General features: G+C 67.8%; 14 protein-coding genes and 1 tRNA gene. 12 read left to right on the top strand and 3 right to left on the bottom strand.

Translation table 11 applies throughout. The annotated features are described in order from the left end of the window. Window positions 1-210: 210 nt before the first annotated feature. Window positions 211-1,584: a glycoside hydrolase family 16 protein gene (locus tag Mth01_RS05720; RefSeq protein WP_239089393.1), complete on the top strand. Its 1,374-nt coding sequence runs from the start codon at window positions 211-213 to the stop codon at window positions 1,582-1,584. 117 nt (window positions 1,585-1,701) lie between these two features. Here Mth01_RS05720 and Mth01_RS05725 read toward each other — a convergent pair whose 3' ends face one another. Together Mth01_RS05725 and Mth01_RS05730 are read right to left on the bottom strand one after the other, a co-directional pair. Continuing rightward, window positions 1,702-2,346 carry a hypothetical protein gene (locus Mth01_RS05725; RefSeq protein WP_204012380.1) on the bottom strand — a complete coding sequence of 215 codons (645 nt, stop codon included), beginning with the start codon at window positions 2,344-2,346 and terminating at the stop codon, window positions 1,702-1,704. Between the two features lie 249 nt (window positions 2,347-2,595). Beyond that, window positions 2,596-3,237: a TetR/AcrR family transcriptional regulator gene (locus Mth01_RS05730; RefSeq protein WP_204012383.1), complete on the bottom strand. Its 642-nt coding sequence runs from the start codon at window positions 3,235-3,237 to the stop codon at window positions 2,596-2,598. 92 nt (window positions 3,238-3,329) lie between these two features. Here Mth01_RS05730 and Mth01_RS05735 point away from each other — a divergent pair, with 92 nt between their 5' ends. Next, window positions 3,330-4,067, top strand: a complete 738-nt coding sequence (locus Mth01_RS05735) for an alpha/beta fold hydrolase (protein ID WP_204012385.1) — start codon at window positions 3,330-3,332, stop codon at window positions 4,065-4,067. A 95-nt stretch (window positions 4,068-4,162) separates the two neighbouring features. On the opposite strand, the gene Mth01_RS05740 is transcribed toward Mth01_RS05735, so the two are convergent. Next, window positions 4,163-4,555, bottom strand: a complete 393-nt coding sequence (locus Mth01_RS05740) for a response regulator transcription factor (protein ID WP_239089394.1) — start codon at window positions 4,553-4,555, stop codon at window positions 4,163-4,165. Between the two features lie 129 nt (window positions 4,556-4,684). Here Mth01_RS05740 and Mth01_RS05745 point away from each other — a divergent pair. The 10 genes from Mth01_RS05745 (at window position 4,685) to Mth01_RS05790 (ending at window position 15,951) form a co-directional block, all read left to right on the top strand. Next, window positions 4,685-4,759, top strand: a tRNA-Arg gene (locus Mth01_RS05745). A gap of 368 nt (window positions 4,760-5,127) precedes the next feature. Beyond that, window positions 5,128-7,062, top strand: coding sequence for an ATP-binding protein (locus Mth01_RS05750; protein ID WP_204012401.1), 1,935 nt, complete (start codon window positions 5,128-5,130; stop codon window positions 7,060-7,062). Between the two features lie 139 nt (window positions 7,063-7,201). Next, window positions 7,202-7,855 (top strand): DUF433 domain-containing protein, encoded by a 654-nt coding sequence (locus Mth01_RS05755; RefSeq protein WP_204012402.1) that lies wholly within the window; start codon window positions 7,202-7,204, stop codon window positions 7,853-7,855. Beyond that, entirely contained in the window at window positions 7,836-8,288 is a 453-nt protein-coding gene (locus tag Mth01_RS05760; protein ID WP_204012405.1) for a PIN-like domain-containing protein, read from the top strand. The genes Mth01_RS05755 and Mth01_RS05760 overlap by 20 nt, the downstream gene beginning before the upstream one ends. A 353-nt stretch (window positions 8,289-8,641) precedes the next feature. Further along, window positions 8,642-9,811: an ADP-ribosylglycohydrolase family protein gene (locus Mth01_RS05765; RefSeq protein ID WP_204012407.1), complete on the top strand. Its 1,170-nt coding sequence runs from the start codon at window positions 8,642-8,644 to the stop codon at window positions 9,809-9,811. A 153-nt stretch (window positions 9,812-9,964) separates the two neighbouring features. Continuing rightward, the gene (locus Mth01_RS05770; protein ID WP_239089395.1) at window positions 9,965-10,948 is read left to right on the top strand and encodes a siderophore ABC transporter substrate-binding protein; all 984 of its coding nucleotides are present in this window, start codon (window positions 9,965-9,967) and stop codon (window positions 10,946-10,948) included. Between the two features lie 149 nt (window positions 10,949-11,097). After that, the gene (locus Mth01_RS05775) at window positions 11,098-12,042 is read left to right on the top strand and encodes an ABC transporter permease (RefSeq protein ID WP_239089396.1); all 945 of its coding nucleotides are present in this window, start codon (window positions 11,098-11,100) and stop codon (window positions 12,040-12,042) included. Window position 12,043: 1 nt separating this feature from the next. Continuing rightward, window positions 12,044-13,087: an iron chelate uptake ABC transporter family permease subunit gene (locus tag Mth01_RS05780; RefSeq protein ID WP_204012410.1), complete on the top strand. Its 1,044-nt coding sequence runs from the start codon at window positions 12,044-12,046 to the stop codon at window positions 13,085-13,087. After that, complete coding sequence (locus Mth01_RS05785; RefSeq protein WP_204012413.1) at window positions 13,084-13,842, top strand: iron ABC transporter ATP-binding protein; 759 nt, start codon at window positions 13,084-13,086, stop codon at window positions 13,840-13,842. Before Mth01_RS05780 ends, Mth01_RS05785 begins: the two co-directional genes overlap by 4 nt. Before the next feature lie 201 nt (window positions 13,843-14,043). Next, window positions 14,044-15,951 carry a Xaa-Pro dipeptidyl-peptidase gene (locus Mth01_RS05790; protein WP_239089397.1) on the top strand — a complete coding sequence of 636 codons (1,908 nt, stop codon included), beginning with the start codon at window positions 14,044-14,046 and terminating at the stop codon, window positions 15,949-15,951. The last annotated feature ends 13 nt before the right edge of the window (window positions 15,952-15,964 follow it).

A 15,964-nucleotide genomic window follows, 5' to 3' on the forward strand; every position in this document is an offset into this window, starting at 1 on the left:
CATTCCACCTGCCCTCGACGAATCTCCGTGCAAGGAGATCCGCACATGGAGGCCAGGGAGAAGAGGCAGCCAATGCACGAGTCCCAACCCCCCGCGTCCCGGCCCCCCGCGTCCCGGCCCCCCGCGTCCCGTCCTCCCGCGTCCCGTTCCCTCGCGCTTTCCTCCGCGCTGCCGCGAGACGCGCGAACGCGACGGCTCCGCCGCCCGCTCGTGGCCCTGCTCATCGCCGTCGCGGCGGTCGTCGCGGTCGCCGTACGGCCGGCCGTCGCGGCGGTCCCGGCCACCCCATCGGGCTGGTCGCTGGTCTGGGCGGACGACTTCAACGGTTCGGCCGGATCACTGCCGTCGTCCACCAACTGGATCATCGACACCGGTCACGCCTATCCCGGTGGTCCGGCCAACTGGGGCACCGGGGAGATCCAGAACTACACGGCCGACCCGGCCAACGTCAGCCTGGACGGCAACGGCAACCTTCGCATCACCCCGATCAGGAGCGGGCAGAACTGGACCTCCGCCCGCGTCGAGACCCGGCGCGCGGACTTCAAGCCGGCCCCGGGCCGTACCCTGCGGATCGAGGGCCGCATCCAGATGCCGAACGTGACCGGCGAGGCCGCCCTCGGCTACTGGCCGGCCTTCTGGGCGCTCGGCTCGCCCTACCGGGGCAACTACTGGAACTGGCCCGGCATCGGCGAGCTCGACATCATGGAGAACGTCAACGGCCTCAACACGGTGTGGGCCACCCTCCACTGCGGCGTCACCCCCGGCGGACCGTGCGACGAGACCAACGGTCGCGGCGCCAGCCGGGCCTGCCCGGGGTCGACCTGCCAGTCGGCCTTCCACACCTACCGGTTCGAGTGGGACACCGGCGTCACGCCGAACCAGCTTCGGTGGTACGTGGACGGCCAGCAGTTCTTCAGCGTCAGCCAGAACCAGCTCGACGCCACGACCTGGTCCAACATGACGTCACACGCCGGGTACTTCCTCCTGCTGAACGTCGCGATCGGCGGCGCCTTCCCCAATGGTGTGGCCGGCCGCTCCACCCCGTCCTCGGCCACCGTCTCCGGGCGGCCCATGCTCGTCGACTACGTCGCGGTATGGCAGAGCGGCGGCTCCGGCGGTCCCTCATCGCCCAGCCCGTCGCCCACCTCGCCACCGCCCGGCGGTGGCGGCGTCGACGCCCGCTCCACCATCCAGGCCGAGAACTACCAGGCCCAGAGCGGAACCTCGGTGGAGACCACCAGCGACACCGGCGGCGGGCAGAACGTCGGCTATATAGCCAACGGGGACTGGCTCCGCTATGACCGGGTCGACTTCGGCTCGACCCCGGCCACGCAGTTCAAGGCAAGGGTGGCGTCGGGTGCGCCGAGCGGTGTGAGCGGTCTCATCCAGGTCCGGCTCGACAGCCCGACGGCCGCGCCGATCGGCAGCTTCGCGGTCGCCGACACGGGCGGCTGGCAGAGCTGGCGCACCGTGCCGGCGAACATCTCCGCCGTGACCGGCACGCACACCGTCTACCTCACGTTCAGCAGCGGCCAGCCCGCCGACTTCGTCAACGTCAACTGGTTCACGTTCTCGACGTCCTAGATTCCTGGGGAAGCGCATGGCCGGTTCCGGCACGGCGGGCGTCGCCGTACCGGAACCGGTCCTTGTCGCCCTCTCTGGTCGCCCTCTCTGGTCGCGCTGACTTGTCGCGCTGCCTCGTCAGTCGGTCGGCTCGACCGTCTCCGGCCCCGCGGTCTCCGGTCCGGCGGTCTCCCCCGGAGTTCCACCAGGCGAGTACGGCGCGGGCACACTTTCGGACGGCGTCGGCGCTCCCGGGCCGGTGGGCGCGGGCGGCGCCGAGCCTCCTGGTCCTCCTGGGCCTCCTGGTCCTCCCGCGCCGTGTCCGGGCCACTGCGGCCGGGTCAGATCCATGATCATGAACGCGGTCGGCCGCTGGCCCTGGGCCGAACCGATCACCCAGACCTTGTCGCCGTTCCTGATCCCGGACATGCCCTCGGGGCCGGCGCAGACCCGCGTCGAGCCGTTGACGGCGTACGTGCGCGCGCTGCCGTCATCCCCTTTCACTGAGATGGAGTTCTCCCCGGCCGAGGTGACGACCCCGGTCTGGGTGGTGAAGGTCTGGTACCCGCCGTTCGGCGCCGTCGCGCTGGCTCCGGGAGAGGGCTGGACCCCCGGTGGCTGGGCCGCGGGATGGACGCCCGCCGAGTTGCCGGCGGCGGCCACACCCGCTCCGGTGGCGATCACCGCAGCCGTGGCGACGCCGAGGATGAGCCGGCGCCCCGGGCTGCGCCGGACGGGTCCCCGTGGCGGGAACTCGGGCGGGCGGATTTCGGAATCAGTCATCGGACGCTCCCTCCACCTCCACTCGTCGCCGTGCGGGGGGTGCGAGGACATGGCGCCACCTGGCATGCGGATGACGGCATACGGAAGCGATGGCACGGCACGGCATGACGCGACGTGGTGGCCGGTGTGGCTGGACTGTGCTTATGGGGCTCTACTACGACCCCTACTGGCCGCGGCCGGATGTGATGAGAAACGCGCGAGCGTGCGGCGGAAGACATACGCCGGCGCGCGATCCGGCCGGGGGGATCCTCACCGGTCAGCCGCTGCTCGGCCGCCGCGCTGAGACGGTCGGCGTGCCGGTGAATCCCCTGGCCGCCCTACCCCCTTCAGTACCACGCTCACCGCTCTTTCCGTAAAGTCCTCGTCGAGCGGCAGTCCGCGGAAGACCACCCGCAGCCAGACCGCCCCGGCGAGCAGATCCATGATCAACATCTGGTCGGTCGTCGCGTCGATCTCACCGCGGGCGGCGGCCCGCTCGAAGATCGCCAGCTCCCTGGCGAGCCGGTCGGCGAAGAAATCCTTGGCGGCGGCGGCGAGCTCCGGACTGTTCGCCGCCGCGCCGAGCGCGGCCACGGCGATGTCCGACGCGGGTGGCGTGGTGAGGAGCGCCGCGAGGCCGTCGGTCAGCGCCTTGAGATCGTCGTGGAGGCTTCCGGTGTCGGGCATCTCGATGTCGAGGCCCGGTGACTCGACCAGTGCCGCGCCGAGCACGGCGGCCTTGGAAGGCCACCAGCGGTAGATCGTGGTCTTGTTGACGCCGGATCGCTCGGCCACGCCCTCGATGGTCAGGCCCTCATAGCCCTTTTCCATGAGGAGCTCGAGCGTGGCGTCCAGGATCTCGCGCCGCTTTCTCGGCCCCGGTGTCTTTCTCGGCTCCGCTCTCGGTTCCATGGGGCGAGCCTAGCGTTTGCAACGCATCGTTGCGTTGTGTTTTACTCGGAAGTACAACGCGACGGTGCGTTGCATCAGTGGAAGGTGTCGCCATGCTGCCGATCGTCTTCATCCACGGAACCCGCGTCAGCGGCACGATGTGGTCCCCGGTGCGGGCCCGTCTGGACAGGCCGTCGGCCGCGCCCGATCTGCCTGGTCATGGCACCCGTCGCGGCCTGCCGTTCGACATGGGCGCCGCATGCGAAGTCGTCGCCGACTCGATCGCGGAGCTGGGCGGACGGGCGCTCGTCGTCGGACACTCGCTCGGCGGGTACGTCGGCATCGCCACCGCCGCGCGGCATCCCGAGCTCGTGGCCGGGCTCGTCGCGATGGGGTGTACGGCACGGCCGAGCGGACTCGCCGTCGGCGCCTTCCGGCTGGCCGGCCGTCTCGCCGTACGCCATCCCGCGCTGGCCGAGCGTGCGAGCCGGTACGGCTTCCGCCGCGCGTTGCCCGGGCCCGTGGCGGAGGCGTTCGTCGAGGGCGGCCTGTCCTGCGATGTCGTGCCGTCGGTGATCGACGCCGTCGCCTCCGGCGACCCGATCGCGGCGCTGTCCGCCTATCCGGGCCGGGTCTGGTTGCTGAACGGCTCCCGCGATCACTTCCGCGTCGACGAGCGGAGATTTCTCGCGGCATGCCGTGACGGAAGCCTCACGCATCTGCCCCGGCGGGATCACATCACCATGCTCGCCGACCCGGGCCGGGTGGCTCGTTTCGTGGAGAACGCGGCTGCACACGTGGCTGAAAACGTGGGTGAGGACGCGGCACGAGCCGTACCGGTCAGAGCCTGACGCGGGCGGAGCCGACCAGCAGGATGACCTTGGGGTTCAGCACGGTGACGAGGACGCCGTGGACCAAACCTGGACCAAACCTGGACCGACCCAGATCAGGCGGCGGGCGTGTTCCGGGTGGCGAGATCGCGGACGATCTGGATGAGTTCCGCGGGGTCGAAGGGTTTCGTCAGATAGGCGTCGACGCCGATGCCGAGTCCGCGCCGCCGGTCGTCATCCTGCGCCCGCGCCGTGATCAGCACGACCTTGATATGGCTGGTGCCCCGGTCGGTGCGCAGCCGGGTGGCCGTCTCCCAGCCGTCCATGCGCGGCATCATCACGTCGAGTGTGATCACATCGGGGTCGACCTCGCGTACGCGGTCCAGGCAGTTCTGCCCGTCGTACGCGGTCTCGACCTTGAACCCCTCCAGCGTCAGATTGACCGCGATGAGCTGCCGGATGACCTCGTCGTCATCCACGACCAGCACTCGCCCGATAAGCTCGCCCACAGCCGCAAAGCTAACTCGCGAAAAGGGTTCACGTGTTGGTTTTGGGGATCTCGATGCGAAGCCACCGGCCCCGCCGCTCAATGATGTGACGAGGCACCGCTGAGAACTGGTAGCCTTATCACCGGTCAGGCCCCCTTAGCTCAGGGGATAGAGCACCGGCCTCCGGAGCCGGGTGCGCAGGTTCGAATCCTGCAGGGGGCACCAGATCGAGACCATCTCACACGCTGTGTGAGATGGTCTTTTTCATGTTATGAACGCTGTCGTGATCTTGCGTGACCTGACGGCCAGGTCTGCAAGATCGCCTTGCTCGAGATGCGGGACCACTGCCAGGTGGTCAGCCGGACCTGGGCGGGCAGCGCGGCGGCCCTGATGGCCATCCACTTCTGCTGAACACACCGACCTATGAAGAGCTGTCGCCGGGTGTGGTTCGCATGGTCAACTGATGATGCCCATGCCGCCTCCCCGGTCATGGGCACTCCGATCGTAGGCTCCGTTCGGAGAGGTCCGGGAGCATGCGGCCCGTTCTGCCGATCTTTCGCATGGTGCTGCATGTCGTCTGGGATGGTGACCGGGTGAGTACCGTTCACATCGAGGCCAAACCTGATCATCTGCTTCGCCTCGCCTGGCAGAAGGATCCGATGGGTGCGGTCGTGGAGATGATCTGGAACGCCCTGGACGCGGAGGCGAGCCTCGTCACAGTTGATCTGGAGATCAACGAACTGGGCGGCATCGAGTCGGTCAGCATCACCGACGACGGCCACGGGATGCCGAACGCGTCATGTAAGAGCTACTTCGGCGGCCTGGGCGGGTCGTGGAAGACGGCAGCCAAGGTCTCCCCGCATCTCAAGCGCGGTCTGCACGGGCGGAGCGGGCAGGGCAGGCTACGTGCGTTCGCACTGGGCGGGCAGGTCCGGTGGGTCACGGTCGCGGAGGCGGCCGGCGGACGGGTCGAGCGTACGGTCATCAGCGGAGCCGTCGACCGCCCTACGGATTTCGACATCTCCGAACCGGAGTCCGTTCATCTCTCGCGTGGGACGCGTGTGGAGGCGTCGGTCCCTGGGGACTTCGTGAGCCGCCTCACCCAGGAAGACACGGCCCAGCAACTCGCTTCGACGTTCGCGCCGTTCCTGGCGGCCAATCTCGATGTGCGGATCGTCTACCAGGGCACGCTTCTCGATCCCGCCACCGTTTGGACCGACATGGCCGAATACCCGCTGCCGTGGCCGGATTCGGATGGATATGCCGCGCCGCTGCTGCGCGTCATCGAATGGCCGAAGGATGTCGGTCGTGTGCTGGCTCTCTGCGACACCAATGGTGTCGTCCTGGACGATCCCTCACCGGGCATACAGGCACCCGGCTACCAGTTCACGGCTTACCTGCTCTGGGACGGCTTCGTCGAACGCCGGGACGATCTGTCCTTGGCGGAACTGGATGAGATCGCTCCTCTTCTGGCGCTCGCGCGGGAGAAGCTCCGTACGCACTTCAAGAGACGCGAGCAGGAACGCAGGGCCCGGCTGATCCAGGAGTGGAAGACCGAGGGCGTCTACCCGTACTCCGCTGGACCGGTCGAGCCCGCGCAGGCGGTCGAGCGGGAGATGTTCGACGAGGTGGCGACCAGGATCGCCCGTCGGCTGCCGGGTGGGACGCAGAGCAAGAAGACCACTCTGCGGCTTCTCCGAGAGGTCATCTCCCATGATCCCGGCGGCCTTTATCCCGTGCTGGACGAGCTCTTCCGGCTGCCTCAGTCGGAGCAGGAGGAGCTCAAGCGCATCCTCCAGCGGACCAGCCTCTCCGAAGTGATCAAGGCGACGGGTCAGGTCACCGACCGGCTCGACTTTCTCGCCGTGCTCAAGACGCTCGTCTTCGAGCCGGAGGTCAGCAGGACGGTCAGAGAGCGGAGCGAGCTCCACAAGATCCTGGAGCGTGAGACGTGGATCTTCGGTGACGCGTATGCGCTGATGGTCAGCGACCAGAGCCTCGACGCGGTGCTGAGGCGGCATCTCAAGGAGTTGGGCCGTGAGCCTGAGAACGGTCAGCTCAATCCGGTGTGCCGCGAAGACGGCAGGAAAGGCATTGTCGACCTCATGCTGGGGAGGGCGCATCGGGGGAGCTTCGGTCGGGAGCATCTGGTGGTCGAGCTCAAAGCGCCCAAGGTCAAGATCGGCCAGGTGGAGGTCGCGCAGATCAAGAGTTACGCGGAGGCGATCGTCAGCGATCCGCAATTCCGCGACGCCCGTGTTTCCTGGGATTTCTGGATCGTCTCCACCGAGATGTCAGAGGTTGTCAGACGGGACGCCAGTGCGCCGAACCGCCCGCCAGGCTGCATCGCTGAGTGGGAGGGCGGGGTGCGCATCTGGGCGCGGACCTGGAGCGAGATCATCGACGACTGTGAGGACCGCCTCCACTTCTACCGGGACCGGCTGAACCACGATCCGGCCGCCGAGCACGCCGTGGAATACCTCCAACGCGTCCATGGAGACGTCGCGCCGGCGACTGCCACGGCGTGACATCGCTGAACGAGGAGCGGGGCCCACTGAGGAAGGGCTCGCCGGGCGCTCAGAAAGGCATGAACGTCGAGGAGATCTTTGCGATGATGACCGGGTAGCGTCCGGCGTATCCGTATCCGTGCGTGGAGGAGGTGAAGCGATGTCCTACAGTCCGAAGCTGGCCGCGGCGCTGTCGGGTGCAACGCTTCGCCAGCTCGCCCACTGGCGCAAGGCCGGTGTGGGCCGTGGAGCCGTGCTGGTTCCCGAAATCTCCGCTGCCCGTCCCGTCCTGTACTCATTCCGGGACGTGATGGCATTGCGAACCTGCGTCAAGCTGCGCAATGACACTTCACTACAGAAGATCAGAAGGGCGTTGGACACGCTCCGCGACGACCTGGGAGAGCGTGACCATCTCTCGGCGTACCGCCTGGTGGCTGACAACAGCACCATCTACCTGGCAGCGCCCGATCAGGCGATCGATCTGGTTCGCAGCAAGGCCAACGTCGTCATCCACGAGATGGTGGACGTCCTGCGGCCCTTCTATCGTGACGGACGCCATATCCCTGACCTACTGCGACCACGTGATCATGTGACGGTCGATCCGGCGGTCCGGGGCGGGATCCCGGTGATAGAGGGCACGCGGGTGCCCTATGACGAGGTCGCCGCGCTCCTCCGAGACGGTGTTCCCGCTGATCGGATCACTGATTACTACCCGAGTGTCACGGCGACGGCCGCGCTGGAGGCGGAGGATTTCGCCGACTACGTTGACAGCTACGACTCTCCCAGAGGACCGCGTGAGGCTGCTGCTGGATGAGAACGTCCCCAAGCCGCTCCACCAGGCTCTCACCGCCTTCATCGTGAACCACGAGATTGTTCACTTGCTCGACCTGCCTGGCTGGTCTGGGACGCGTGATGAGAGCCTCTACCCGCTGGCGGCTGCCGAGGGATTCCATGTGATCGTGACCAATGACGGACGGCAGATGCAGCGCCAGCGGGAGGTCGCGGCCATCGCGGCCTCGGGTCTGCACCGGATCGAATATCCACACAAGCACCAGGGCCTGGCGGGGATGGGTCTTGCGATCGCGACAGTTGCCGCAGGTCTCCCCGGCGCTTTGGCTGTGCTGGAGGAGGCGGATGGCCAGAGACTGATCACGCTGCGGAGTATCGACCCTAACCCGGCGGCTCGCTTGGGAGTGATCGACCCCCTTGTGGATCCCCCCAAGTTCTGGATCTCCTCTATGGGCTGAGCCGCAATCCGACTGCTGCGCTGATCCACAAGTGTGGACCAGCACGGACCGAGCACTCGCCCACAACCTCGAGATCGGCGTGGTCCTCCGCGATCCCGATGCGATGCGCAGGCTCGTGGGACACTTCCGGTCGCTCATGCGGCCTGAAAGCGGTCCGTTGCGCCCGACCAGATGATCCCGGTCAGCTTGCGTCCACCCGAACGCCACGAGCACGGCTCAAGGCGGACGGCGGCGGTATCACGGAGAGACGAAGGGACGTGCGTGGCTGGTCGTTTCGGCGAGAAAACGATGTAACGGGCAATGGTGGCGGTGATATGTCTTCCCTGTATCCATGATCCAGAGAGGAGCCCTCGGTGGCGGACCGTTCTCCCGAAGACTTTTTGACGTACGGCAGCCGGGTCAGGGGCTGCGTTCTGGGCGGAGCGATCGGGGACGCCCTCGGCGCGCCGATCGAGTTCTCCTCACTCGGCGGGATCCGTGACAGGTACGGCCCGGCCGGGATCACCGGCCTCGTCCCTGACGGAAGCGGCAGGATCGGGCTGATCACCGATGACACGCAGATGACGCTCTTCACCATGGAAGGCCTCCTGCGGGCGGATGTCCGTTTCGTCCAGCGCGGCGTCTGCCACGTGCCCTCCGTGATCCGTTCCGCGTACCTGCGGTGGCTGGACACCCAGCAGTACGACGCCCCGCCGGCCCGTGACGATCGGCACGTCTTCCGTACCGGCGGCCTGCGCGAGCAGCGATGGCTGTACGCCCGCCGGGCGCCGGGGAACGCCTGTCTGTCGGGCCTGCACGCCCAGGGTGGCCAGGCGACCGGCGAGGCGGGCCGCGCGCCACAACTGGGTGAGCCAGGGCCGGTCAACCCGGGTTCCAAGGGTTGCGGCACGGTGATGCGCTCGGCGCCGTTCGGGCTGGTCGGAGGCTCCCCCCGTGAGGCTTTCGAGACGGCGGCGGAATGCGCGCAGATCACCCATGGCCACCCCACCGGTTATCTCGCCGCGGGCGCCCTGGCCGTACTGATCCATTCCCTGGTCCAGGGCGTCTCGATCCGCGGGGCCGTGGCCGACGCCATGGAGATTCTCGGCGACTACCCCGCGCACGAGGAGACGACTGAGGCGCTGCGCGCCGCGGTCGCCCTGGCCGACGACGGTGATCCCACTCCGGAGAAGGTGGAGACCCTCGGCGGGGCCTGGGTCGCGGAGGAGGCGCTCGCCATCGCGGTCTACTGCGCTCTCGTGGACCACCCAGGGGCGTCGGTGGACCACCCCGGGCCCGAGTCGTCGCGGCGGGCGCTGCTCCTCGCGGTCAACCACTCGGGCGACAGCGACTCCACGGGCGCCATCTGCGGCAACATCATCGGCGCGCGGTACGGAGATCTCGCGCTGCCCGGCGAATGGCTGGTCGAGTTGGAAGGACGTGCCCCCATCACCGGGCTCGCCGACGACTTCGCCGTGCAGATGACCCAGGGACGGGCGGCCTGCCGCTCCGAGGGCCGGCTCGCCGGATATCCCGGCGACTGAGCTCGCGCCGAGGTGGTTGTGAGAGCGCGGATGCCCGGAGGGATGTGCGGTAGATCACCTTTGTCGGGACTTGATCGGAGACCCTGTTTAGGTAAACCTAACTTAGGTAAGGCTTGGCTTTGCTTTTGATCGGTATCTGCGACAGAGGTTCCTGTGCACTGCGATTCCCTCCGGCACCGGCTGCTCGGTGCTCTCGTCATCCCCGCGCTGTTCGTCCTGGCCGCCTGCGGCAGTACGACCGCCCCAGGCTCCGGTGACTCCGCCGCGTCGTCCACGGCAGCCTCGTCCACCTCGGCCGAGCCGGTGACGATCACCCACGCGCAGGGGACCGCCACGATCCCGTCGACGCCGAGCAAGGTGGTGGTGTTCGACATCGGCGTGCTGGTCACGCTGGACGAGCTCGACGTCCCCGTCGCCGGGGTTCCGCAGCTCGACACCCTGCCCGACTCCCTGGCGAAGTACCGCTCCGATGACTACGCCAAGGTGGGGTCGCTCAAGGAGCCGGACTACGAGAAGGTGGCCGCGCTCGGCCCCGACCTGATCATCGTCGCGGGCCGCTCCTCGGCCGCCTATCCTGAGCTCAACAAGATCGCCCGTACGGTGGACCTGACGGTCGACAACGAGAACTTCCTGTCCAGCTTCCGCCAGCGCACCGAGGCACTCGGAGCGATCTTCGGTAAGCGGGACCAGGTCAAGCAGCGGCTCGACGCGCTTGAAGCATCGGTGAATGAGGTCGCGGCCAAGGCGCCGGCCAAGGGCACGGGCCTGGTCGTCCTGACCACTGGCGGCAAAATGAGCGCCTACGGCCCCGGCTCCCGCTTCGGCATCGTCTACGACCCCCTCGGCGTGCGGCCCGCGGTGGACGACCTCTCAACGGACGCTCACGGCAACGCCATCTCGGCCGAGCTCCTCGCCAAGGCCGATCCCGATCTCCTCTATGTCGTCGACCGTGACGCGGCCATCGGAGAGAGCGGGAAGGCGGCCGAGCAGGTTCTGGACAACGAACTGGTCAAGCAGACCAAGGCGGCGAAGAACAACAAGATCTTCTATCTGGACTCCTTCACCTGGTATGTCGCTCCGGGCGGCCTGAGCTCGGTGGAGGCGATGATCAAGGCGATCGGCGACAGCCTCTCGTGAGCGATCTCCTCCGGCTGTCACGGGAGGCGGCGGGCTCGCCCACGGACTCCGAGGGCGAGCCCCCGGCTCGGGACAGGTCTCCGGCTCAGGATGGGTCTCCGGTTCAGGATGGATCCCCAGCTCGGGGACGGGTTCGGCTCTGGCATCTCGTGGTCGGCGGGACACTGCTGGTCCTGTCGGCCTTCGGGTCGCTGTTCGTCGGCGTCGCCGACGTCACCCCCTGGGGGCTGCTGCACGCCGACTCCGCCGAGGTGCTGGTGTTCCTCGAATCCCGGGTGCCCCGGCTGTCGGCGATCCTGCTCGCCGGCACGGGGATGAGCGTGGCCGGCCTGGTGATGATGCACATCACCCGGAACCGTTTCGTCTCGCCCTCCACCGCCGGTACGACGGAGTCGGCGAGTCTGGGCGTGTTGGTGGCCACCATCTTCGCCGGCTCCGAGGCCGTCTTCGTCAAGATGGGCATCGCCGTGGTCTTCGCGTTGGCCGGGACGTTCCTCTTCCTGGCGTTCCTGCGCCGGCTGACCTTCGGCGACATGCTCCTGGTCCCCCTCGTGGGCATCATGTTCGGCGCCGTCATCGGTTCCGTCACCACGTTCTTCGCCTACCGGGCCGACCTGCTGCAGACCCTCGCCGCCTGGACCGGCGGGGACTTCTCGGGGGTGCTGCGCGGCCGCTACGAGCTGCTGTGGCTGGCCGGTGCGGTGACCCTGCTCGGCTACCTCTACGCGGATCGCTTCACCGTGGCCGGGATGGGCCGGAGCTTCGCGATCAACCTCGGTGTCGCCTACGACCGGGTCATCAACACCGGCCTCGTCCTGGTCGCCGTGATCACCGCCGTGGTCGTCGTCACCGTCGGGGACATCCCCTTCCTGGGGTTGATCGTGCCCAACCTGGTGACGATCGTGCTCGGCGACAACCTGCGGCGCGTGCTGCCCGTCACCGCCCTGGCCGGGGCGTTCTTCGTGCTCGTCTGCGATGTGATCGGGCGTCTCATCCGGTTTCCGTACGAGATCCCGGTCGCGACCGTGGTGGGGGTCCTCGGCGCGGGCGTGTTCCTGGCCCTGGTGCTGAAGAACCGGAACAGGACGGTTTGAGATGACGACGACGAAGACGGTTCAGGTGACGGCGAACCCCCGCACTCCGGTTTCGGCTCCGGCTTCCGCCTCGGGTGAGGCGTTCCGGGCCGTACGGCGCCGCGAGCGCCGTGCTCTCGCGGTGCTGGTCGTGGTGGCGCTCGCCGTCCTGGTGGGCTTCTGCACCATCGGGTTGGTCGGCAACTGGGAGTACGCCCTCGGCATCCGGCTGCGCAAGGTCGCCACGATGATCGTGGTCGGCTACGCCGTCGCCTGCTCCAGTGTGATCTTCCAGACGGTCACCGGCAACCGCATCCTGACCCCGGGCATCATGGGGTTCGACGCGATGTTCGTGCTGATCCAGACGCTGATCGTGTTCTTCTTCAGCGGGTTGACGCTCACCACCACCGATCCCCGGCTGCTGTTCGCCTGCCAGGTGGTGGTCATGGTGGTGTTCGCTAGCGCCCTGTACCGCTGGCTGTTCGGCCGCCGCGGCCGGGACCTCTACGTCCTGGTCCTGGCGGGCGTCATATTCGGCACGCTGTTCTCCTCCCTGTCCTCCCTGGCCTCGCGGCTGATCAACCCCAACGACTTCGTCGTGCTGCAGGACACCCTGTTCGCGAGCTTCAACCAGGTGCACCCCGGTCTGTTGCTGCTGTCCACCGTCCTGGTGCTGGTGATGACGGCCTGGGCGGCCCGCCTGTTCGCCCGGCTCGACGTGGTCGCCCTCGGACGCGACCACGCGGTCGGCCTCGGCGTCGACCACTCCGCCGTGGTGAACCAGGCCCTCGTCATGATCGCCGTCCTGGTGTCGGTGTCCACCGCGCTGGTCGGCCCGATCACGTTCCTGGGGCTGCTCGTGGCCAACCTCGCCCGGCAGCTCACCGGCGCCTTCCGGCACCGGGTCCTGGTCCCGGCGGCCGGCCTCATCTCGGTGATCGTCCTCGTGGGCGGCCAGCTCATCCTGGAGCGGGTGTTCTCCCTGAACACCGCGCTCAGCGTGATCGTCAATTTCCTCGGCGGTGTCTACTTCATCGCCCTGCTCGTCCGGGAGTCACGACGGTGATCCAGCTCAACCACGTCACCAAGCGGTACGGCGACGCCGTCGTCGTCGACGACGTCTGCCTGACGATCCCCAAGGGCGGCGTGACCTCCGTCATCGGGGCGAACGGCGCGGGGAAGTCGACGCTGCTGTCCATCATCAGCCGGCTGCTGCCGGCTGACAGCGGCTCGGTCACCGTGGACGGCATGGACGTGGCCACCACCCCGAGCGAGCGGCTGGCCCGCCGGCTGGCCGTACTCCGCCAGGAGAACCACATGAGCGTACGGCTCACCGTGCGCGAACTGGTGGCCTTCGGGCGCTTCCCGCACTCGGGGGGCCGGCTGACCTCCCATGACCTGGCCCTGGTGGACGAGGCCATCGGCTACTTCGAGCTGACCGACCTGGCCCACCGCCACCTCGACCAGCTCTCCGGCGGGCAGCGCCAGCGCGCCCATGTGGCCATGGTGCTCTGCCAGGACACCGACTACGTGCTGCTGGACGAGCCGCTGAACAACCTCGACATGCGGCACTCGGTGCAGATGATGCGCCGGCTGCGCCGTATGTCCGACGAGCTCGCCAAGACCGTGGTCCTGGTCGTGCACGACATCAACTTCGCGTCCTGTCACTCCGACACCGTCATCGCGATGAAGAACGGGAAGGTGATCGCGCAGGGGGACACCGCCACGATGATGTCCCCAGATGTGCTGCGCGAGGTCTACGACCTGGACATCGACGTCCACGAAGTGGGCGGTCAACGCATCGGCGTCTACTTCTCCTGATGACGTTTCTGCGCGGCTTCGCCGGTCCCCGGTCAGAGCGCCCGGTCAGAGGTCCCGATCCGTGGCGTGTCACGCTTCGGGATCAAGATGATTCAGATCATATAAAGCAATCTTGCTCGGCTTGTGGATATCTGTCGAGATTTGCGGTTGATGCCACCGTTTATCCGGAGGTTCCGCTTGCCACACTTACGAGCAGCTCTCATGGGCTTAGCACTGGTCATGGTGGGTGCCACCCCCGCTCACGCCATCCCCGCTCACGCGACCGCCGAACCGGGCATCGCCATCGACCGGGGGAGGACTCAACCGGTCTTCTCCTACGCCGATGCCATCCGCGAGCATGTCTACGTCGAGTCGAGCGTCGACAGCGACGCCGACGGGAGGCTCGACCGCGTACGCGTCGACATCATCAGGCCGAGGGAGTCGGGTCCCGGGCTCAAGGTGCCCGTGATCATCGATGAGAGCCCCTACTACGACAACTCTGGACGTGGCAACGAGGCCGAACGCAAGGTCTACGACGCCGACGGCAATCTAGCGAAATTTCCCCTGTTCTACGACAACTACTTCGTGCCGCGTGGCTACGCCGTCCTGAACGTCGACATGGCCGGCACCACCAGGTCCGATGGCTGCCCCGATGTCGGCGGCCGGGGTGACGTGCTGGGCGGCAAGGCCGTCATCGACTGGCTGAACGGCCGCGCGACCGCGTACCGCGCCGACGGCACGACCGTGACCGCCGACTGGACCACCGGCAGGGCCGCCATGATCGGCAAATCCTATGACGGCACCCTGGCCAACGCGGTGGCGGCCACCGGCGTCGAGGGGCTGGAGACGATCGTCCCCATCTCCGCGATCAGTTCCTGGTACAAGTACCAGCGCTCCAACGGAGTGATCTACAACCGCGACTACATGTCCTGGCTGGCGCGCTACATCGACACCGACCCGGCCGCCAAGTGCGCGGCCGTACGGGCCCGCATGGACGCCGAGGACGGAGACGACACCGGCGACTACAACCCCTTCTGGGCCGAACGCGACTACATCGCCGGCTCGCTGGGCGACGTGTCCAGGGTGCGCGCCAGCGTCTTCGTGGTGCACACGGTCAACGACCTCAACGTCAAGCCCGACAACTTCTCCAAATGGTGGCAGGCCCTCGCCGAGCGGAACGTGCCCCGCAAGATCTGGGTGGGGCAGTACCAGCATGTCGACCCCTTCGACTTCGAGGGGCGCCGGGACATCTGGGTCGACACGCTGCACCGCTGGTTCGACCACTGGCTGCTCGGTGTGGAGAACGGCATCATGCGGGAGCCGCGGGCCGACGTGCAGATCGGCCCGGATCGGTGGATCACCCAGCGAGACTGGCCCGCGCCGTTCACCATGAAGGTCCCCTTCCGGCCGGCGGCCGACGGCTCGCTCGGTCTCCTCCCGGCCAGGAAGGGGCAGACGGCCACGTTCACCGATATCCGGCAGTCCGAGGATGCGATGATCGCCGACGTCGGTACGGCCAAGCCGGGGCGGATCGCGTTCACCACCGGAGCCCTGCCGCTGGACCTGCGCCTGTCCGGCTCGCCGGTCATCGACCTCCGCGTGGCTCTCGACAGGCCGACGGCCAACCTGACCGCCCTGCTCGTCGATTTCGGAGAGGACGCCCGGGTCGACTGGCGGCGCGGACAGGGCATCACCACCGTCGCCGAGGAGGACTGCCACGGTGAGAGCACCGCCGCCGACGACGCCTGCTACAAGAAGGTGGTCACCAACCTGGCCACCCGGCCCCTCGAGATCGTCGGCCGGGGCTGGATCGACGTGCAGAACCGCGACTCGCTCAGCGAGCCATCGCCGCTGCCGGCTGGGACGTACGGCAAGGTCACGTGGGAGGCACTGCCGCAGGACTACGTCTTCAAGAAGGGCCACCGGCTGGCCCTCGTGATCGCCGGCACCGACTCGACCTACGGCGACGAGGCGGCCACGGGCGCGAACGTCACCGTCGACCTCGCCAAGAGCAGGGTGCTGCTGCCGCTGGTGCTCGCCACGCAGCTCGGTTACCTGCCGAAGGACAAGGCCAGGTGGCACGGCCCCCGGCGGCTCGATCTGCCGGTGCCGGACAACCGTTTGTTCTGATCCCCGCACTGAG

The organism is Sphaerimonospora thailandensis, from assembly GCF_016863115.1.
GTDB classification, from domain to species: domain Bacteria; phylum Actinomycetota; class Actinomycetes; order Streptosporangiales; family Streptosporangiaceae; genus Sphaerimonospora; species Sphaerimonospora cavernae.

What these genes read in the sequence shown, in the direction of transcription:
- Mth01_RS05725 (WP_204012380.1), bottom strand. Translation starts at nt 2,346, where the DNA reads ATGACTGATTCCGAAATCCGCCCGCCCGAGTTCCCGCCACGGGGACCC.
- Mth01_RS05790 (WP_239089397.1), top strand. Translation starts at nt 14,044, where the DNA reads ATGGGCTTAGCACTGGTCATGGTGGGTGCCACCCCCGCTCACGCCATC.
- Mth01_RS05735 (WP_204012385.1), top strand. Translation starts at nt 3,330, where the DNA reads ATGCTGCCGATCGTCTTCATCCACGGAACCCGCGTCAGCGGCACGATG.
- Mth01_RS05780 (WP_204012410.1), top strand. Translation starts at nt 12,044, where the DNA reads ATGACGACGACGAAGACGGTTCAGGTGACGGCGAACCCCCGCACTCCG.
- Mth01_RS05755 (WP_204012402.1), top strand. Translation starts at nt 7,202, where the DNA reads ATGTCCTACAGTCCGAAGCTGGCCGCGGCGCTGTCGGGTGCAACGCTT.
- Mth01_RS05730 (WP_204012383.1), bottom strand. Translation starts at nt 3,237, where the DNA reads ATGGAACCGAGAGCGGAGCCGAGAAAGACACCGGGGCCGAGAAAGCGG.